This window comes from Sphingobium sp. RS1, from assembly GCF_056156825.1.
The window spans coordinates 16,494-36,356 of the sequence record NZ_JBLZXE010000001.1 but is presented as its reverse complement, the minus strand read 5'-3'; the positions used below and the strand labels follow the sequence as shown (position 1 = coordinate 36,356).

The 19,863-nt window shown below is 62.6% G+C and carries 16 protein-coding genes and 2 pseudogenes; 12 read left to right on the top strand and 6 right to left on the bottom strand.

Annotated elements, in window-relative coordinates:
* Positions 1-2 precede the first annotated feature (2 nt).
* The 8 genes and pseudogenes from ACNHGR_RS00150 (at position 3) to ACNHGR_RS00115 (ending at position 11,131) form a co-directional block, all read left to right on the top strand.
* A complete protein-coding gene (locus ACNHGR_RS00150) occupies positions 3-647 on the top strand; it encodes a transporter (RefSeq protein WP_234780563.1) in 645 nt (214 codons plus the stop codon).
* Positions 648-671: 24 nt separating this feature from the next.
* On the top strand, positions 672-2,840 hold the full coding sequence (locus ACNHGR_RS00145) for a PQQ-dependent dehydrogenase, methanol/ethanol family (protein WP_107917704.1): 2,169 nt from the start codon (positions 672-674) through the stop codon (positions 2,838-2,840).
* 172 nt (positions 2,841-3,012) lie between these two features.
* Positions 3,013-4,416, top strand: a complete 1,404-nt coding sequence (locus ACNHGR_RS00140; protein WP_011950407.1) for an aldehyde dehydrogenase family protein — start codon at positions 3,013-3,015, stop codon at positions 4,414-4,416.
* A 47-nt stretch (positions 4,417-4,463) separates the two neighbouring features.
* Positions 4,464-6,044: an AMP-binding protein gene (locus ACNHGR_RS00135; RefSeq protein WP_049771327.1), complete on the top strand. Its 1,581-nt coding sequence runs from the start codon at positions 4,464-4,466 to the stop codon at positions 6,042-6,044.
* 257 nt (positions 6,045-6,301) lie between these two features.
* A complete protein-coding gene (locus tag ACNHGR_RS00130) occupies positions 6,302-8,212 on the top strand; it encodes a sigma-54-dependent Fis family transcriptional regulator (RefSeq protein WP_030540404.1) in 1,911 nt (636 codons plus the stop codon).
* A 277-nt stretch (positions 8,213-8,489) separates the two neighbouring features.
* Positions 8,490-10,472, top strand: a complete 1,983-nt coding sequence (locus tag ACNHGR_RS00125; RefSeq protein ID WP_475283820.1) for a TonB-dependent receptor — start codon at positions 8,490-8,492, stop codon at positions 10,470-10,472.
* Positions 10,432-10,860, top strand: a pseudogene (locus ACNHGR_RS00120) (Tn3 family transposase); the annotation flags it as partial. The gene ACNHGR_RS00125 and the pseudogene ACNHGR_RS00120, both read left to right, overlap by 41 nt.
* A gap of 40 nt (positions 10,861-10,900) precedes the next feature.
* Positions 10,901-11,131: a hypothetical protein gene (locus ACNHGR_RS00115; protein WP_006953926.1), complete on the top strand. Its 231-nt coding sequence runs from the start codon at positions 10,901-10,903 to the stop codon at positions 11,129-11,131.
* Positions 11,132-11,427: 296 nt separating this feature from the next.
* Here ACNHGR_RS00115 and ACNHGR_RS00110 read toward each other — a convergent pair whose 3' ends face one another.
* Complete coding sequence (locus ACNHGR_RS00110) at positions 11,428-14,442, bottom strand: Tn3 family transposase (protein ID WP_475283819.1); 3,015 nt, start codon at positions 14,440-14,442, stop codon at positions 11,428-11,430.
* Positions 14,443-14,573: 131 nt separating this feature from the next.
* Between ACNHGR_RS00110 and ACNHGR_RS00105 the strand changes: the two genes are divergently transcribed.
* Positions 14,574-15,134 carry a recombinase family protein gene (locus tag ACNHGR_RS00105; protein ID WP_011950653.1) on the top strand — a complete coding sequence of 187 codons (561 nt, stop codon included), beginning with the start codon at positions 14,574-14,576 and terminating at the stop codon, positions 15,132-15,134.
* A gap of 30 nt (positions 15,135-15,164) precedes the next feature.
* Here the strand turns inward: ACNHGR_RS00105 and ACNHGR_RS00100 are convergent.
* Both ACNHGR_RS00100 and ACNHGR_RS00095 read right to left on the bottom strand, forming a co-directional pair.
* Positions 15,165-16,196 (bottom strand): annotated as a pseudogene (locus tag ACNHGR_RS00100) (TolC family protein); the annotation flags it as partial.
* 57 nt (positions 16,197-16,253) lie between these two features.
* Entirely contained in the window at positions 16,254-16,622 is a 369-nt protein-coding gene (locus tag ACNHGR_RS00095) for a hypothetical protein (RefSeq protein WP_158305177.1), read from the bottom strand.
* Between the two features lie 255 nt (positions 16,623-16,877).
* Here ACNHGR_RS00095 and ACNHGR_RS00090 point away from each other — a divergent pair, with 255 nt between their 5' ends.
* From ACNHGR_RS00090 to ACNHGR_RS00080, 3 genes are read left to right on the top strand one after another with little or no spacing between them, the layout of a single operon-like run.
* The gene (locus ACNHGR_RS00090; protein WP_041380198.1) at positions 16,878-17,240 is read left to right on the top strand and encodes a DUF7673 family protein; all 363 of its coding nucleotides are present in this window, start codon (positions 16,878-16,880) and stop codon (positions 17,238-17,240) included.
* 37 nt (positions 17,241-17,277) lie between these two features.
* The gene (locus tag ACNHGR_RS00085) at positions 17,278-17,673 is read left to right on the top strand and encodes a CopG family transcriptional regulator (protein WP_041380118.1); all 396 of its coding nucleotides are present in this window, start codon (positions 17,278-17,280) and stop codon (positions 17,671-17,673) included.
* Positions 17,670-18,632, top strand: a complete 963-nt coding sequence (locus ACNHGR_RS00080; RefSeq protein WP_041380120.1) for a tyrosine-type recombinase/integrase — start codon at positions 17,670-17,672, stop codon at positions 18,630-18,632. Before ACNHGR_RS00085 ends, ACNHGR_RS00080 begins: the two co-directional genes overlap by 4 nt.
* Here the strand turns inward: ACNHGR_RS00080 and ACNHGR_RS00075 are convergent.
* From ACNHGR_RS00075 to ACNHGR_RS00065, 3 genes are read right to left on the bottom strand one after another with little or no spacing between them, the layout of a single operon-like run.
* Positions 18,629-19,249: a histidine phosphatase family protein gene (locus ACNHGR_RS00075; RefSeq protein WP_019086510.1), complete on the bottom strand. Its 621-nt coding sequence runs from the start codon at positions 19,247-19,249 to the stop codon at positions 18,629-18,631. The genes ACNHGR_RS00080 and ACNHGR_RS00075 overlap by 4 nt on opposite strands.
* A 9-nt stretch (positions 19,250-19,258) precedes the next feature.
* Complete coding sequence (locus ACNHGR_RS00070) at positions 19,259-19,540, bottom strand: type II toxin-antitoxin system YafQ family toxin (protein WP_004212931.1); 282 nt, start codon at positions 19,538-19,540, stop codon at positions 19,259-19,261.
* A complete protein-coding gene (locus tag ACNHGR_RS00065; protein ID WP_011950390.1) occupies positions 19,527-19,793 on the bottom strand; it encodes a type II toxin-antitoxin system RelB/DinJ family antitoxin in 267 nt (88 codons plus the stop codon). The genes ACNHGR_RS00070 and ACNHGR_RS00065 overlap by 14 nt, the downstream gene beginning before the upstream one ends.
* Between the last annotated feature and the right edge of the window lie 70 nt (positions 19,794-19,863).

The following is a 19,863-nucleotide window of genomic DNA, read 5'->3' as shown; positions in this document are numbered from 1 at the left end:
ATATGGACATTGCCGGCCTGACGGTCGACCCGCAGTTTCTGCTTCCGCTCGGTCAGCTGGAAGGGAAGGGCGATACGCACGCTTTGGGTAAAAGCGGCGGCGCGGCCGGCGATCTTATCCTCGCAGCCACCGTTTGGCTGGTGAACAAGCCCAAGAGCAATACCTATTTCGGTATCACGCCATTCGTCTATGTGCCGACAGGATCATATGATCGCACCCGCCCCCTGAACCTGGGCGAGAACCGTTGGAAGTTCGTGCTCCAGGGCGGCTTCGTTAAGGGGGTCACGCCCAAGATCTCGATCGACCTCGTCGGCGACGTGACCTTCTATGGCAAGAATAACGACTTCGGCTCGTCTTCCGCGCGTCTGACGCAATCCGCAAGCGGGCAGTTCCAGGCTTTCGCCCGTTATCAGCTCAAGCCGAACCTCGATTTCCGCGTCGGCGGCTCGTTCGTCACGGGTGGCGAGACGAGGATCGATGGCATCAGGCAGCAGGATCAAGCGAGCAATTGGAAGGGCAATGTCGGAATGGCCTGGTTTCCGGCGAAGACCGTGCAATTGCTCGCCACCTACGGCCGCGACATTTCGGTGAGGAGCGGATTTCGGGAATCGAACCGCCTCAATTTGCGTCTTCTGAAGGTCTTCTAAGTATTTGAGAGAAAGAACAAAGACATGTCGATCATCTTTTTCGGGCGGGGAAAGCCGGGGCGAATGGCCCTTGTGGGGGCGGGCTTCCTCTTGCTGGGTACGACACTGAGTGGTTGCTCGCGGTCGAACGAAGCGAGCAACCGGGCACCCGTCGATACCTCGAAAATCGCCGGGAAAATTAACGGTGACTTTATTGTCAAGAACGCTGCGACTTCCGAGGAATGGCCCAGCTACGGCCTCGACTATTCGGAAACGCGCTTCAGCAAGCTGTCCCAGATATCCACTGACAATGTCGCCCGACTGGGTTTGGCCTGGACCTATGATCTGGGCTCGACCCGCGGCGTAGAGGCAACGCCGCTTGTTGTGGACGGGATCATGTACGTGACAGCATCCTGGAGCGTCGTGCATGCAATCAATGTACGGACGGGGAAGCAGTTGTGGACGTTCGATCCGCAAGTGCCGCGCAGCGCGGGCGGCAAGGGGTGCTGTGACGTCGTGAACCGGGGCGTGGCCGTCTATGAGGGAAAAGTCTTCGTCGGAGCCTTCGATGGTCGTCTCATCGCGCTTGATGCGGCGTCCGGCGCCAAATTGTGGGAAGAGGACACCAGACTATCGCCGGACTCGCCAGCCACCATCACCGGCGCGCCGCGTGTGTACAAGGGCAAGGTCATCATTGGTAACGGTGGCGCGGAGCTGGGGTTGCGTGGCTATATCACCGCCTATGATGCGTCGTCGGGCAAGAAGCTCTGGCGCTGGTTCACGGTCCCGGGAGATCCATCGAAGCCGTTTGAGAACAAGGCGATGGAAGCCGCCGCCAAGACCTGGGACCCCAGCGGACGCTATTGGGAGGCGGGCGGTGGCGGCACCGTCTGGAACAGCATGGCGTTCGATCCGCAGCTCAATCTCATGTATATCGGCGTCGGAAACGGGGCGCCTTGGTCGCGCAATCGCCGCAGTCCCAAGGGCGGCGACAATCTCTATCTCGGATCGATCGTCGCGCTCAATCCTGATACCGGCGAATATGTCTGGCACTATCAGGAGACGCCGGGGGACAACTGGGATTACACGTCGACGCAGGATATGATCCTGGCCGACATGACGGTCGACGGCGCGCCGCGCAAAGTGATCCTGCATGCGCCCAAGAACGGCTTCTTCTTCGTCATCGATCGGACAAACGGCAAATTCATCTCCGCGAAGAATTTCGTGCCGGTGAACTGGGCCTCGGGCTATGACAAGGCGGGCAGGCCTATCGAATTGCCCGGCGTCCGCTCGGCCACGCCCTATGAGATCATTCCCGGTCCTTTTGGCGGGCACAACTGGCATTCCATGTCGTTCAATCCGGCTTTGGGGCTGGCGTTCATTCCCGCGCAGCATGTGCCGCTTTCGCTGGCGGACGATCCGAAATGGAAATATCGCTCCAACATTCCAGGCCAGCCCATGAGCGGCATCGGTTGGAACACAGGCAGTTTGCTGGGAGGCGCGGCGACGAAGGCCAAACCCTTCGGTCGCCTGATCGCATGGGACCCGGTGCGCCAGAAGCAAGTCTGGAGTCAGGAACAAGTTTCGCCGTGGAATGGTGGCACGCTGACCACAGCGGGGAATCTGGTGTTCCAAGGAACCGCAGATGGGCATTTCGTAGCCTATGATGCGCGCAACGGCCATAAAATGTGGGAGTCGCCGGTAGGCAGTGGCGTCATCGCGGCTCCGATCACCTACCAGATCGATGGCAAGCAGTATGTCTCGATTGCGGTGGGTTGGGGCGGTGTTTTCGGTGAGTCCCAGCGCGCTACCGACCGCAGTTCGCCTGGTACGGTCTACACCTTCGTCATCGGCGGCAAGGCGCCGTTGCCGCAGTTCGGAAAATATGAGCAGGGGGAACTGCTCTCGGGCGTGCCCTATGACAAGAAGGACGTCGCTCCTGGAGGCGCACTCTACGTCAGCAACTGTCTGTTCTGCCATGGCGTTCCTGGCGTCGACAAGGGAGGCAATTTGCCCAACCTGGGTTATGCGCCCCGCGAGGCGATCGCCAATCTTGAAGCGTTCGTTTTCGAAGGTGCGATGGCCGAGCAGGGTATGCCCGATTTCAAGGGCAAGCTTACCGCAGAGGACGTCAAGAAGCTCAAGGCGTTCATTCAAGGCACTGCAGATTCTGTGCGCGGACAACCTGCCGCGAGCGCAAAACCGAAAAAATAGGCTCGCTTAGAGAGGATGACCGGCGGTTTCGGCGCCCGCCGCCGGTCATCCGATCCTTTGTGAAAAGGCGGCGACAAACGCTTGCGCCGGTCAGGACTGAAGACCGGCGACCATGGGGCGCTCTGGATGCCCTGCATATTCGATTTTCCCACGTATGTGGCTGGAGACAAGCATGTCTGATTATAAGTTGCTGATTGGGGGCCAACTCGTGGAGGGCGATGGCACGCTCGAGGTCATCAACCCCGCACTCGGCGAAGCGTTCGTGACCGTGCCGCGCGCTTCAGCGGCTCAGGCCGACGAAGCCATCAAAGCCGCCAAGGCAGCCTATCCCGGCTGGGCCGAGACGCCCTTCGCGCAGCGCCAGGCCAAGCTCATCGAGCTTGCCGATGCCATCGCGGCCGATGGCGACAATCTCGCGCGCCTGCTGGTGCAAGAACAGGGCAAGCCCTTTGCCGAGGCCCAGGGGGAAGTTGCGTGGACGGAAGGATATCTCCGGCACTACGCCACTCTCGAGCTTCCCGACCGGGTCATACAGGACGATGAGCAGGCCCATATCGTCGTCAAGCATCGGCCGCTAGGCGTGGTCGTCGGGATCATCGCATGGAACTTCCCGCTGCTCGTCGCCTGCTGGAAGATCGGTCCCGCCGTGCTGGCGGGAAACAGCATCATCTTGAAGCCGGCCCCTACCACGCCCGTCACCGCCCTTGCATTAGGCGCGCTGTGCCGAGACATCTTCCCGGCGGGCGTGGTCAACATCATCACCGACGATAATGACCTGGGGCCGCATCTCACCGCCCATCCGGATGTCGCCAAAATTGGCTTCACGGGTTCGACCGCCACCGGCAAGCGGATCGCGGCGAGCAGCGCTGATACGCTCAAGCGCGTCACGCTCGAGCTGGGCGGCAACGATCCGGCCATCGTGCTGGAGGATGTCGATGTGCGTGAGACGGCGCTGGCGATCTTCAACGGCGCGTTCCTCAACTGCGGACAGGTCTGCCTGGCGGTGAAGCGGGCCTATGTGCATGAATCGATCTACGAGGCGATGTGCGACGAATTGGCAAGGCTGGCGCAGGAAGCCGTCGTCGATGACGGACTGAAGCAGGGAACGAATATCGGTCCGATCCAGAACCGCGCGCAATTTGAAAAGGTGAAGGGATTCCTGGAGGCGGCCCGGCGCGACGGCAAGATCATCGCCGGTGGCGAAGCCATGGAGCGAGCCGGCTATTTCATCCAACCGACCATCGTCCGGGATATCAGCGACGGCCATACGATCGTGGATGAAGAGCAATTCGGACCCATATTGCCGGTCATCGCCTTCTCGGATGTGGACGACGTGGTACGCTGCGTCAATTCCTCCGAATACGGCCTGGGTGGATCCATCTGGTCGAAAGATGTCGAGCGCGCCGCGGCGATCGCCGAGCGTATCGAAAGCGGTCAGATGTGGGTCAACCAGCATATCGCGATCGGCCCGCACATCCCCATGGCCGGCTTCAAAAATTCCGGCCTGGGTGTCGAGCAGTCCGTCGAGGGCCTCGCCGAATATACGCAGCTCCAAGTGATCAACATCAAGAGGTGACCGTGCTCTCAATTGCGAAAGGCGCGGCTGATGTTCCGCTGCTGGAGATGACGCTGGGAGAAGCCCTATCGGTGGCTGCCCGGCGCTGGGGGAGTGAACTGGCATTGGTTTCCCGGCATCAGAATATATGCTGGAGCTGGCAGGAACTGAACCGCGAAGCGGAACGGGTCGCGTGCGGACTGCTCGATCATGGGGTGCGTCGCGGCGATCGGGTCGGCATCTGGGCGCCCAATTGCGCCGAATGGACCGTGATTCAATTCGCGACCGCCAAGATCGGCGCGATCCTGGTAAACATCAATCCTGCCTATCGTGTCAGCGAAATCGAGTATGCGCTCGCAAAGGTCGGCTGCAGCGTGCTGGTGACGGCATCTGCCTTCAAAAGCAGTAACTACATCGCCATGCTACGCGAGATCGGGACGCGTAGTTTACCTGACCTTCGCCTGGTGATTTCGCTTGGTGAGCAGGCACATGACGGTTTCATTCCTTGGGAGCAACTGCGCGTGTCGGCGGATCCCCTGCTGCTGGGCGCGGCATCGGAAAGTCTGCGACCGGACGATGCCATCAACATACAATTCACCAGCGGCACGACGGGTTTTCCAAAGGGGGCAACGCTTACGCATCGCAACATTCTCAACAATGGTTATTTTTCGGGACAAACCATCAATCTCACCGTCAAGGACCGCATCTGCATTCCGGTTCCGCTCTATCATTGCTTCGGCATGGTCCTGGGTAATCTTGCATCCGTGACGAGCGGGGCTGCGATGATCTACCCCGGAGAGGCTTATGATGCGCGGATGACACTTGAGGCGGTGCGAGATGAACGTTGTACGGCGCTTTACGGAGTGCCGACCATGCTGATCACGATCCTCAACCATCCGGACCTCGATCAGTTCGACGTCTCGTCCTTGCGCACCGGGATCATGGCGGGCGCCCCTTGCCCGGCGGCCATGATGGAGCAGATCATGGATCGGTTGAACATGCGCGAGGTGACTATCGGCTATGGCATGACCGAAACCAGTCCCCTGACGACGCAGACGTCGATAGACGATCCCGTCGCAGAGCGAGTGGCGACGGTGGGCCGCGTCCACCCTCATGCCGAAGCAAAGATCGTAGGGTTGAACGGCGAGACATTGCAGGTGAACCAACAGGGCGAATATTGCTCGCGCGGATATGCGGTGATGCAGGGATATTGGAACGATCCGGAAAAGACCGACGATGCCATCGACGCGGAAGGATGGATGCACTCGGGCGATCTCGCGGTGATGGATGAGCGGGGCTATGTTCGCATTACCGGCCGCATCAAGGACATGATCATCCGGGGCGGCGAGAATATCTATCCGCGCGAGCTCGAGGAATTCCTGCTTGGCCACCCGTTGATCGTCGATGTGCAGGTCTTTGGCGTCAGCGACGCTAAATTTGGTGAGGAAGTCTGCGCATGGGTCATAGCGCGAGCCGGCCATCGGCTGAGCGCCGACGATGTGATTGCCCACTGCCGGGGTAAGATCGCCCACTACAAGGTTCCCCGCTATGTCCGCATCGTCGAGGGCTTCGCTATGACGGTCACGGGCAAGGCGCAGAAGTTCGAGATGCGCAAGACGATGGAAGCTGAACTGGGCTTGGTGGCTTGAGTATTCCTCTCCCCTTGAGCCACTATGGTCGGCCAGGCGCATGTGTCGCCTGGCCGACCATTTTTGTGATCGCCAGGCATCGATCTGTTTCGGCACGATCGGATCTTCCAGAGAAGGAGAGATGGTTGTTCGCGTCCGTCGAACAAGCTAGCATGACGGGCGATAAAGATGTTCGAATGGAGAGAGGGATCAGCGCCGTCCGGTCCAGGCGCCGGGCACCCCACCGTTCGGAAAGACAACGGTACGAGAGGCAATCCATGAATCTGGAACAGGTCCGCCAGACAAGGAGGGCACGAGATCTTTTCTTCTCGGGCGAGAGTATCGTGTCGCAGTGGGTGCCCGAGCCGATCACGCGTTCCTGGGAGCGATCAAGACGCCTGGGTTTGAGCGCGTCCGACAAGAGGTTGTTCGACATGGCGGCGCCTGGCGAACGCCGGATCGCCACAGAAAGGGGTGAACGGCTCATTCGCTATGCGATGCCGGAGATGACACGGCTTTACAAAGCGTTTCACACGCAGGATTGGGTGCTGGCCTGCCTTGACGTCAGCGGATTTGTCATTTGCTCGATCGGCGACGCCGAAGGGCCGTGCCGCGAACTGGAGAGTCTTTTCCGGAACGGGGTTTCCCTCAGCGAAAGTGCGATCGGCACCGGAGCGCCGGGATGCGCGCTCGTGGAACAGAAACCCTTTATTGTCCACGCCAACGAGCATTTCCTTGACGAGATTCATGGCTATTCTTGCGCGGCCGTTCCTCTGTTCGACGTTAACGGGGACCTGATCGGCGTCTTGAATGCCACCTGCCGCAGCGGCAGGGATCTGTCATCAGTTTGCGAGGCGTTGCGGGTTGCCGCCCGAGCCATAGAAAATCATATGCTGCTTGACCTTCCGGGCGCTCTGCACGTCTCGTTACATTATCACCCTGACCTGCTTCGCACGCCCTTGGCTGCCGTTCTCGCTTTCTCGGAACATGGGCAATTGCTCGGTGGGAACCAGATCGCGCGCAAGCTGCTTGGGCATACGCGTTCGGCGACAGAGTTCGATCACATGTTCGACCTGCCTTTTGCGCGTGCGGTTGACGAGCTTAGCGGCCGCAATGCCGAACCGATCGTGACAGACACGCCGGCCGGCATCCGCGTCCACCTCAGTCTCGCCCGCCATGCAGATGACGTTATGCGGGTTGGTAAGGCGCTCTTGCCGCCGCCCTCGGGCAAGCGTTCGTCTCATGCCTCTTCTGACATGTTCTGTTCCGATCCCGCCCTGCTGGACACCATTGGCGACGCGAAGCTGGCGTTCGCTCGTGATATTCCTGTTCTCCTAACCGGCGAGACGGGAACTGGAAAGGAGGTTCTTGCGCGGGAGCTGCACGCCTCAGGGCCGCGGCGAAACGGGCCGTTCGTGCCGGTAAATTGTGCGTCCATTCCCGACGGACTGATCGAGGCCGAATTGTTCGGATATGTGGAAGGGGCGTTTACCGGCGCTCGCCGGGGAGGCGCTCCGGGTAAATTTGAGCAGGCCCATGGTGGAACACTCTTCCTGGATGAGATCGGGGACATGCCGCTCTCGCTACAGGCTCGTCTTCTGCGGGTTCTGCAGGAGCGGGCCGTCATGCCGGTGGGCGGATCGAAGGACAGGCCGATCGATATCTCTCTGGTCTGTGCGACCCATCGTGACCTCAAGGCGCTCGTCGCCACGGGCGAATTTCGGGAAGACCTTTACTACCGCATTGATGGACTCTGCGTCACCTTGCCCCCCTTACGCGAGCGAGCGGATTTGTCGGAACTCATAGGACAAATCGTCGATCGCGAAATCGGCGATCGTTTGACACTTTCCCTCTCGGATGACGCACTGGAATGTCTGCGGTCCTTCGCATGGCCCGGGAACATCCGCCAACTGAGCCTCATTCTTCGTCGGGCCATCGCGCTCGCTGCCGGGAGCGCGCTGATCGCGCCAAGGCATCTTCCAGAGGAGATGAGGCAAACTCGTTCGAATGTGGGGCGCGAGGTGGCTTCGCTCGAACGAACGGAGCGGGATGCGGTATTAATGGCGCTCCATCAATGTGCGGGAAATATTGCCGCTACGGCTCGTCAATTGGGGGTCGGCCGGCCGACGCTTTATCGTAAGATGCGTAAGTATAATATCGAAGTGCAGGGCGTTAAGACCATATTTTAACTCTCCATGACGTGTTAGTTGGTTGCGCATTAGCCTTACCGCAAGGTTTTTCGGTTATTTGCGCGAAACAGATAAATGAGAATCATTACGTAGATTTGATCTGCATCTGCGACTTGCTCGGGCAATGTTGAGTGATATCCTGCTCATCTCATGCCGGCGCATGCTGTGATCTAACTCAGCTCTGTTAAGCCCGGGTTTCCGCGGCGTCGGCACATGCGTGCGACGCGCGATGGCCCAATCAACGAAAGCTCCAAACTCCAGAGGGCGTGGACGCATCATGAAAGACTATCTGCTGCTGATACTTCTGCTGGTGCCATCCGGAGTGCTGGCGCAGCCCCCCGATGATGCAGGCGCCGATGCACCTTCGATCATCGTAACGGGACAGGGGCTGGGCCTGCCACCCGGTACGCCCGCCTATGGATCGGTGGCGATCGACCGGCAACGGCTGCTCGACAATGCGTCGGGCCGGCTGGAGAATGTGCTGGCCAACGTCGCCGGCTCCCAGCAGTTTCGTCGGTCGGACAGCCGGGCGTCGAACCCGTCCAACCAGGGCGCGACCCTGCGGGCGCTGGGTGGCAATGCATCCAGCCGGACGCTGGTGTTGCTGGACGGCGTGCCCGTGGCCGATCCCTTCTTTGGCTATATTCCTTTCTCCGCGCTGGTTCCGGACCGTCTGTCCGTTGTGCGGGTGACGCGCGGCGGCGGGTCGGGTGCGTTCGGCGCGGGCGCTGTCGCCGGCACGATCGAGCTGGCCAGCGCCACGCGCGACCAGTTGCCGGATTTCGCTGCCAGCGCCTTCTATGGCAGCCATGACGCCGCCGAGATGTCGGCCAGCGTCACGCCGGACCTAGGCGGCGGCTATGTTTCGCTGTCGGGGCGCTGGGACCGGGGGAACGGCTTCCAGACCACGCCAAAGTCGCAGCGCGTCGCGGCGACCGTGCCCGCCGCCTATGATAGCTGGTCCACCAATTTACGCGCGGTCGCGCCGCTCTCCGTGACGTCCGAATTGCAGTTCCGCGCCACGATCTTTCAGGACGACAGGACGCTGCGGTTCAAGGGCGCGGACTCCGCGAACGAAGGGCAGGACGCCAGTGTTCGCTTCATCTCGCGCGGCGATTGGCAGGTTGATGCGCTCGCCTATATCCAGGCGCGCAACTTTTCCAATATCGTGATCTCCGCCTCCACCTTCCGCAAGTCGCTCGACCAGCGCAACACGCCGTCCATGGGGCTTGGCGGCAAGATCGAGATCCGCCCGCCGGTCGGGTCGGATCATGTACTGCGGCTGGGCGCGGATACGCGCTTCGCGCTGGGCGACATGTATGAGGACGCCTATGACGCCAATATCGCCAGCAATCCCGTCACCTTCCGCCGCCATGCCGGTGGGCAGCAGGTGACGACCGGCCTGTTCGCCGAGGACGACTGGACGCTAGAAGGCCTGGTGTTGACCGGCGGCGTGCGGGCGGATCACTGGACGATCAGCGACGGCTTCTATCATCAGGCCAACGCCAGCACCGGTGCAGTGACAGCGACCGATTACGCCAACCGGTCCGACTGGCAGTTTTCGGGGCGGGCGGGCGCGATCCTGCGCCTGAGCGGCGCGCTCGCGCTGCGCGGGGCGGGCTATACCGGCTTTCGCCTGCCGACGCTGAACGAGCTGTACCGGCCATTCGTGGTCTTCCCGATCACGACGCAGGCGAACGCGGCGCTGAAGCCCGAGCGCCTGAAGGGCGTGGAGGCGGGCTTCGACCTGACCCCGCTGCCCGGCGTGACCCTGGGCGCGACCGCCTTCTACAACCGGCTGGACGATGCGATCGCCAATGTCACCATCGGCACCAACACCCGCCAGCGCCAGAATGTTAACCGCATCGTCGCCAAGGGGATCGAACTTACGGCCAGCGCGCGTCTGGGCGATTTCGGCCTGTCGGCCTCCTATGCCTACAGCCACAGCGAGGTCGATGCGCCAGGCAAGGCGTTCGACGGCTTCGCGCCCGCGCAGACGCCGCGCAACAGCGCCAGCGCGACGCTGGCCTGGACGCCGGCGCAGGGGCCGACGCTCTCCGCGTCGGTCCATTATGTGTCGAGCCAATATGAGGATGATCTTCAGATCGACACACTGCCCAGGGCGCTGACCGTGGATGCGCTCGCGCGCTTGCCGCTGGGCCATGGCGTCGCGCTGACGGCGCGGGGCGAAAATCTGTTCGACGAGAAGGTGGTGACGCCAGATTCTTCGCAAGCTCGCCTCTTACCCGCGCCAGAATGAGCTGGCCCTCGCATTGCGAGAGGTGGGCCGCATCGAGCGAACCCTGTTCATGATCGACTGGATTCTTGATGCCGGCCTCCAGCGCCAGGCTCAGATCGGCCTCAACAAGGGTGAGGCCCACCACGCCCTAAAGCGCGCCATCAGCTTCCACCGCCGAGGTGAAATCCGGGATCGATCCGGCGAAGGCCAGCACTATCGCATCGCCGGAATGAACCTGCTCGCCGCCATCATCATATTCTGGAACACCATGAAGCTCGGCGAGGTCGTCAATACCCGGGCCGCCAGCGGTACCCATATCGCGCCTGATCTACTCGCCCACGTCTCGCCGTTGGGATGGGAACACATCAATCTAACCGGGGAATATCGCTGGCCCAAATCCTTAGCGTAGGATTCCGCCCCCTCCCGCAAACGCCCCCTCATGAGGCACGATGAAGAAATCTGACAGGGCAAAGAAACATACCGGCAAGGTAATCGAGGCGGCTGCACGCGCTCATGAAGCTCTCGACTATTTCAACGGCAACGTCACAAATCCGTTCGATGAGCTAACATGGCCCAGCATTGCCGAAGGTTATCTTCTAGTCGCACAGAAGGCGGTATCAGACGCATTGGTCGCTTTGGAACGTGCAAACAGCGTTGGTTGGACCAAGCACGGCCAATAACTATCGTCCTGGCCCTTCCCGCGAACGATCGCGGTTCCTAGATCGTTCGCTCTGCCGCTTCCGCTCCATCGCGGCTACCGATCGCTCATGAATTGTAGGCGTTCGCCCTGCCCCCACAAATTGCCGCACCTGGTCGGCAAGCTGGCGGTCAGCTGGATCGCTGCTTGTCTCAAGCCGCTTGGCGGCAGCTAGATAGCGGTGTTGCGTCTCATTCCATGCCTGCCGCCCGCGCACCACGAAATCGGGTCGTGCGGCTGAGCGGAACAGGAAAGTGTCGTAAGGGGCATTATTTCCTTTCAAAAGTCCCATTCGGAATTAGGTTGGCGTAGCGGTCTGAGGCCGCCGTTTGCGACGGCGTCAGGCACGGAGAAGTCGTAGCGGCCGAGGAAATTGATGTGACGCCAAGATATCGGCGAGAGCCGAGCGATATCGGCGGGCAGCGGCGGCGTCCCGGCCTCGCTGAGTTGGCGCACGGTTTCCTGCATGTAGACAGCGTTCCAGTGGACGATGGAGTTGAGGGCCAGACCGAGGACCCCAAGCTGCTCCTCTTGGCCCTGACGCAGAGGGCTTCTGATTTCGCCCCGATCGCCGTGATGGACGCGCCGACCGAGCTTGTGGCGCAATTCCTGCCGGTTGAGCTGAAACAATATTCGTCGCCGGAACGGCCGGTCATCGATGTATCGCAGGATATGCAGCGTCTTGATGATGCGGCCGAGTTCAGACAGGGCCTTGGCCAGCGTTGTTGGGCGGTCTTTGACCTGCAGCATTCGCATGACGCCTGCGGCCTTGAGGTGGCCGAGCTTGAGCGATCCGGCCAAGCGGATAAGGTCGGACCAGTTTTCCCGGATCAGATTGATTTTAACCCTGCCCCAGGCGGTCTGATCGAACGGCCCATAGCTCGCCTGGCGGTCGATACGCCAGAGTTTGGCGTCGCCGATGTCCGCCAGACGGGGGCTGAACCGGTAGCCCAAGAGCCAGAACAGACCGAAAATGGCGTCGGAATAGGCGGCGGTGTCGGTCATGATCTCCAGAGGATCGAGCTCGGTTTCCTGCTCCAGCAGGAGAGCCAGGACGACCAGGCTGTCGCGCAACGTGCCGGGGATGACCGCTCCGGTCAGACCGCTGAACTGATTGGAAATCATGTTGTACCAAGTGACGCCGCGCTCCTGGCCGTAATATTTGGGGTTGGGCCCGGCGTGTATGGCGCTCGACGGAGCGACAAAACGCATGCCGTCGGCGCTGGCCACCTCGCCTGCGCCCCAATGTTGGACGATATCCAGACGACTGTGAGCGGAAACGATCGCGGCGTTGGCCGCGGCGATGGTCTCGGGCCGAATGAAATTCTGACCGACCCAAGAAAGACGGTCGCGACGCAGAGCCGCAAATTCCGGGCGCACGATCGGCTCAAGACCGATGTTGCAGGCGCCGCCGACCAGGGTCGCGCACAGGCTTATCTCGAAGTGCTCGACGGTGGCCTGACGCTCGCTCAGATGCGTAAAGGACTTGGCAAATCCGGTTCGCGCCATGACTTCAAGAAAGATGTCGGGCATTCCGGCCTTCGGCATGCGCGTTTGGACGGCGGCGCGAAGTGCTCGAAGGCTCTCGGGTTCATCAAGCTTGTCGAGGGGCGTGACCACAATCCCCATCTTGTCGGCGACCGTCTCAAAACGCAGGTCCGGATTGTCGCCGGCGCGCGCAACGACATGTCGATATGCCTCGTCGAGAAGGCGGGAGAGACCGTCAATCTCAATGTCGGCTTCCAGAGATCGGCCCAGGGCGCGTGCTACCATCAACCTGGAATTGTGCCAGGACTCGCCCTCGAGCATCCCGCGCCGGGGATCCCCGTATCGGATGCCGGGCTTGGCGAACACATCGCGACGCTTGATCGCCAGACGCCACGCATCGATGATCGCGAAGACATAGGCCTTCGGGTCGCGCATCCTGCCATCGTCATCCAGGACATGTTGCCTCCACGCCTTCGAGACCGCAGCGATCGGTGCGCCGCGCATCTTGACGAGAGAGGACCAGTCGTCCACGCCCTTGAGGTAGCTGATCGCGGCCTTGACGTTTTTGCCACCTGGGGCAGCGTCGGTCTCGATGCGGGTAGCGATTTCAAAGAACAATCGCCGGGCGCTCCGCCATTTTGTTCGCAGTTGATCATAGGGCTTGGTCTCCGCGGGCTTGGCGATCGCCTCCACCTTGGACATGGCGGCCTCGATGTCGGGACGGGGCAACCGCTCGAAGAGCACATCTCGCCATTCATTGAGGGGCAGGGCGTCGTCGGTCAAAACCAACAGACCCATTGCGTGGAGCAGCATCGCGGCGCCATCGAGATCGCGCAGACTGCGCAGGCGGGCCTGTTTGTCGGCGGCTTCAGCCCCTTTCATCAAGTCGGCGAGCAGAGCCTCGGCCAGCTCGGCGGCGTCGTCCTGGGCCGCCGCTTCGAGCGTATGGAAGAGCGCGGCTACGGTCGCGGTTCGACGAGGCTCCTGAAGGGCGGCGATGGCCGAGGGCTTGCCGACGCGCGCTACCCGCGCGAGCCGCTCAAGGGTTGTGGCGGGAACGCCCCGCGGTGGCGCCGGCCGCAGATTGAACGCCCGGACCGCATCGAGCCGATCAAGGTGTCGGAAGAGTTCGGTCGGCATGCGCTTGGAGGGAACGGTCCGGAGCGCGTCCAGGGCGGCGAACGTGGATGTGTCGCCATCGTCAAACAGCGCGGCGATGCGCACGCGCTGGTCATCGCTCAAGCTGGCGACCAGATGGCGCCAAAGCCTGGTCCGCGCACGATCGCGGATCCTGCCAACCAGGCGCTCGACGACCGTGACGCCCGGCAGCAGCACCTTGTTGGCGATCAGCCAGGCCGCAGCTCGATCAATCAGGGGGCCGGGCCGATCGTCGCCGCTCCAGCAAAGGGCGTAGAGCCATCGGGTCAGCCGGAAACGTGCCACCGCGTTGTCGCCAAAGTCCGTGAAGCCGCAGTGCGTCCGGATGAGCGCGAGGTGCCGGATGCGTCGGCTTCCCGCAAAATAGGCGTCCACGTCCGTGCCGGGTTCAAGAGCGAGTTGTTCGATCACGGCCGCCAGGACCGACGCTGGGATCTCGGCGGGCGAGACTGGAAATGCGCCCAGAAACCGGGCGCTCGTCAGCATCACGGCAAAGCCGAGCCGATTGTGGTCGCCGCGCAGAGTTCCAATGAGGTCGCGATCAGTTTGGTCCAGATGGAAATATCGCGCGAGTTGATCGGCCGACGGTTCGCCATCAAAGCGGGCAAAGCCCTGACGCTGGGCGTCAGTGAGGTGACGGGTGGGCATACCGTGCGAAACTTTCAACTTTTGCGAAGGGGACGGCCCATGCCGATAAACAAGGCGAATTTCTTCGCAAAACATATGTGCGAAACAAAATTGTTTTGCAGTAACTTTCGCACAATATCTGGAGCAGTCGCATGAAGCTCGGCTACGCGCGCGTTTCCACCGAGGATCAGAACTTGGAAATCCAGCGCGGTCGGCTCTCGGAGGCGGGCTGTGAAATGATGTTCGAAGAGAAAATATCGGGGGCCGCTCGTGGCCGGCCCGAGCTTGAAAAGCTGATGGGTCACCTGCGCAAAGACGATGTTCTCGTCGTCGCCCGCCTCGATCGTTTGGCGCGATCCACCATCGAACTCCTGCACATCGCGGAACGCATCAAGGAAAAGCAGGCAGGATTACAATCGCTTGATGAACCTTGGGCCGATACCACGTCCCCGTCTGGCGTGATGATCATGACCGTATTCGCTGGGATCGCCCAGTTCGAGCGGACTCTCATATTGAGCCGAACCGAGGAGGGGCGAAAGGCGGCGATGGCGCGCGGTGTGAGCTTCGGACGCCCAAAGAAAATGCGCCCAGATCAGGCGGAGCTCGCTCGCCAACTCGTTCTCGAGGGTAAGTCCATTAGCGCCGTCGCAAGGACCTTCAACGTTCACCCGGCCACCATCTATCGCTGTATCGAGCCAAACAGTGCCTTATGACACTTTCCTGTTCCGCTCAGCCGCACGACCCATAGCCTGCTCGACATCGAGCGCGGTTACGCGCCGCACCGCGTCCGCCCGCGTCCGCTCAGCGGTCGCCTGCGCGATGGCGGCCCGGCCATTGTTGAACACCGGGATCGGGATCGAGATCGCGAACACCGCGGCGGTGTCGTTGGTCGCTTCCAGTCGCCGCAGCGCCGGTCCGACGTTGATGTCGGGCACCCGATTGGCCCGAGCAAGCCGGATGCCGGCGTCGGCGATGGCCAGATCGGCATCGGCCGCCGCCAGCGCCAGCGTGCCTTGCGCACTTGGCGGGGCGACCGGCCCGAAGGTCGCGGCAGGGAGGCGATCGAGCAGTGTTACGTCCAGCGCGCCATCTATCGGACGACCGATCCGGCGCGCGAGATTGGTCCTGGCCGCCTCCGCAAGCCGCGTCAGCCGCTCGACGTTGGCATCCGCGTTGATCCGCGCCACGTCGGCGCGCTGCTGTTCGAGCGGCGATGCCCGGCCCGCCTGAACGCGGACCCCGGCGCCGCGCAGGACTTCCGCCGCGATCCGGGCTTGGTCGCGTGCCGTCGCCAAGCGGCGTTCGGCCGCGACCGCCTCGACATAGAGCTGCGTCACCTGCACGCGGATATCGGCCTCTGCGATCGCGGCTTGGAGCTGCGCCCGAGATAGCTGCGCGCCGGCGACGGCGACACGCGCGCTTCGCTTGCCGCCCAGCTCGATCGGGATCGCAACCCCGACCGTCGTTTCAGCGCTCCGCAGCCCCCGATAAGGCCCGGAACCCACGACATTCTCGACCTGACCCTGAAAGGTCGGATTGGGGCGGAGGCCCGCGACGGAGCGTCCAGCCTGTGCGGCTTCGATGCCCGCTGCTGCCGCCGCGTTGGCCGGTGCCGACCCACCTGCCGCCAACACGGCCTGATCGAGCGTGAAAGCCGGCATGGGCTGTGCCGATGTTGGCGCAGCCGGGACCGGCGCTTGTTGCGCCTGTGCTTGCGCCTGCGCGATCGATGCGCAGGACGCCGCAGCCAATACGGCCGCGATCAACTTTTTCATTATCTGGTGATCCTGACAAATTGCGTCGAGCCGGCTGATGCCGGCCAGCGGAAGATGTCAGGCGGTGGGCGGCCTCAGCCCAGGATCGACCAAGCGCGATGCGATGGCCGCGTCGGAACCGGCAAATGGGCGCATACCGCCGGCACGGGCCATCGCCGCCAGCTCATCGGTTGCGGGAAGGTTCAGCGACGGCCCATGGCATGTGCCGTGGTGGTGCGGAACGGCCTTATCAGAATCGCCCTGCGACTGATCGGCATCGCCTTCGCTATGCACGGCGCCGCTGCACTCGATCGTGATAGCGCCCGGTCTCTCCTGCGCGTGCACGGTTCCCGTCACCACCAGGGATGACGCGATCATGACAAGCAAAAGGGACCACAACTTACGCAGCATTGAGATTCGTTTAAGTGAAATGGCGCGCAAAGTCATCGTAGAACTTCCGGAGGAACCGATCGCGCCTCGCGCCACGCCGGGATGGCCTCCGTGATTTCGTCGCTGATGGTGGAGAGCGTCAGCGCAGCCAGCAGCAGCCATCCCCATCCCCGTCGAAATCTGAATGTCATCATGGAGCTTTCATGGCGGCTCAGCGCCAGAGGCGAAACCGCAATCGTGCCGCGCGGGATTCACGCCACATTCTATGTATGATAAAGGACATTATCACACATTCAGGGGACCATGATCGCCATGCCCGAGACGGCCTCGACACCGCCGCAGCGCCGCCCTGTCATCCGGACCGTAAGCTTCGATGAGGCCGGCGCGGCGATCGGCCGCTTGCTGCCGATCGCGCTGCCGCCCACGCGCGCGGCCGAGACCGGCGCGTCGGCCAAGGTCGCGGATTTTCTGTTGGCCTGGTGGAATGGCGACGAGTGCGGGCATTTCCCGATCCTGCATCTTTGCAACGTCGATGCCGTCATTGCCGAGGATATGCTGACGGTCATGGCCTATCTGGCGCAGGAGTCGACCACCTATGCCGATGCCTGGGGTTACCGCGACGCGATGCACGACCTTTGGGTGCGCTATCGCGGCGACCCCGCCGAGAGCGTTTAAACGTCTCCGAAGATCCACCGTAAAAAGGGATGCCGGCATGATCGAAAATGACGACGAGGCTTTTGCCGACAACTGCGCCGAGCGCGACCAGGCCAAGGCGCTGCGCGAGCAGGCGCGCGGGGGCGGGCTGCGTTTCGAGGTGTATCTACCCGGCGACATGGCCGATTGGCTGTTGGCGCAGGTCGAGCGGGGCCATTTCGTTGATCCGTCCGAGGCGGTGTTCGCGATCGTCCAGAACTTCATCGAGATGGAGCCGCACCGCGATTTGCGCGACGAGCTGTTGCGCCGGATATTGGACGAGTCGGTTGGACGCGGGCTTGAGGACGTGAAGGCGGGCCGCGTTCGTCCCGCCGATGAGGTGTTTGACGAATTGCGCCGGGAGCTGGCGAAGCCCCGCCGCGAGCCGGCCCGCTGGCAGAAGATCGCACGATGAACCAGCTCGCCCTCCTACCCTCGCCCGCGCTGGCGTTGCCGGCCTTGATCGCGGCGGCCGACGACGCCACGCGGCTGCGCTTCCTTGAGTTCTTCGCCGTCACCATCCGCAATCCGCATACGCGCCGTGCCTATGCGCGCGCGGCGGGCGACTTCCTGGCCTGGTGCGAGGCGCGCGGCGTTGCCTCTCTCGCTGGCGTGCAACCGCTCCACGTCGCGGCCTGGGTCGAGGCGCTGGGGCGCGAGCTGGCCGCGCCCAGCGTCAAGCAGCAGCTCGCCGGCGTGCGCCACCTGTTCGACTGGCTGGTAACGGGCCATATCGTGCCGGTGAATCCTGCCGGATCGGTGCGCGGGCCGGCGCATAGCCAGCGGCGCGGCAAGACGCCGGTGCTCGCCCCCGACGAGGCGCGGCGGCTGCTCGATACCATCGACGTGACGACGCCGGCGGGCCTGCGCGACCGCGCCCTGATTGGATTGATGGTCTATTCATTCGCACGGATCGGCGCGGCGCTCGCGATGCGGGTGGAGGACGTGTTCGTGCAGAATCGCAGGCTTTGGGTGCGCCTGCACGAGAAGGGCGGCAAGCGCCATGAAATGCCCTGCCACCACAACCTTGAGCATTATCTCGCTGAATATCTCGACGGGTGCGAGTTGCGCGAAGACCGCAAAGGGCCGCTGTTCCGCACGATCGCGCGCGGCACTAAGCGCCTCAGCGATACCCCCCTGCCCCAAGCCAATGCGTTCGCGATGGTGCGCCGGCGCGCGGGCGCGGCCGAGATCGGGACGGCGATCGGCAACCATTCGTTCCGCGCGACCGGGATCACCACCTATCTGAAAAACGGCGGCACGTTGGAGACGGCCGCGACGATGGCAAACCACAGCTCGACGCGCACCACCCAGCTTTACGACCGGAGACCCGATGACGTGACGCTGGACGAGGTGGAGCGGGTGTTGATCTAGGCGGCGATCGCCGGCGCACACGCCCAGCGGTCGCCATCCCAATGAAACCCTAGCCGCTGCGCGTTGCTGATCGCGGGCGGCTCGCCCTTGCGCCAGAAGGCGCGCATCTTGGCGCGCTCGTCCAGATCGGCGTCGGCGACGATCGCGCGCGCGGCCTGGATGAACTGCCCATGTCCGAACACATAGACGAGCGAAGCGGGCGGCATGGCCGCGAGGCGGGCCAGCGCCGCCTCGCAGCGCCCGAGCAAGGCGCGGAAACTCTCCGCCCCTTCCCCGTCGCAATAGTCCGGATCGGCCGCGCTCCAATAGCGTTCGAGGTGCGGCATCCGTTCGGCGCTGCGCGTGCCGTTCCAGCGCGCCGGTTGCAGATAGGTAAATTCTTCGATCGGCCACACTTCGACCGGCACGCCAGGAAAGCGCGCTATCGTCGGCGCGGCCGTCTGCCGGGTGCGGGTATAGGGCGACGTGACGATGAGCGCGGGCGCTTGCGTCCAGCTCGCCGCGACCTGGCGCGCTTGTTCGTGGCCGCGCTCCGTCAGCTCGATCGCCGCGAGATCATGGCACGGCACGCCGGCGTTGCCGGTGGATTCGCCGTGGCGGATGAAGATCGCCCGCATGTGCGTCATCTATCCGAATACCTCGCTATGCGAGCCAAGGCGCGCGAGGCGCAGCGTTTCGTCGTCGGGCTTGGCGTAGATCAGCACCAGATCGGGCTTGACGTGGCAATCGCGGTAGCCCGCCCAATCGCCGCTCAGATCATGGTCGCGGTATTTGGGATCAAGCGGCGTGTCGGTCGCGAGCGCGGCCAGGACAGGCAGAAGATCGGCATCGAGGGTCGCTCGATGCCGGCCCTTTGATTCCCGCTTGTAGTCGCGCTTGAACCGGGTCGAACGATCAATCGTCCGCACGGAGGTCCGCCATCAGCGCATCGACGCTGGCGAACTTGGTCCCCTTCCCCGCCGCCAGCTCTGCCATTGCCTCGCGTGTCGCGGCGTTCGGAACCTTGACCTCGAAAGGCAAGCGCCGTTCGTCGGCGATACGCAGCATCAACAGTCGGATAGCGTCGGAGATCGAAAGGCCCATCGCGCCCAGCGCGGCGGTGGCGCGTTCCTTCGTCGTATTGTCGATCCTGGCGCGGACATAGGTGTCGGAAACAGCCATTGGGATTTCCTTCTGAAAACGTAGTCCCAACGTAGTCACAAAATCTGATTTTGGCAATGGGTGCGGTGAT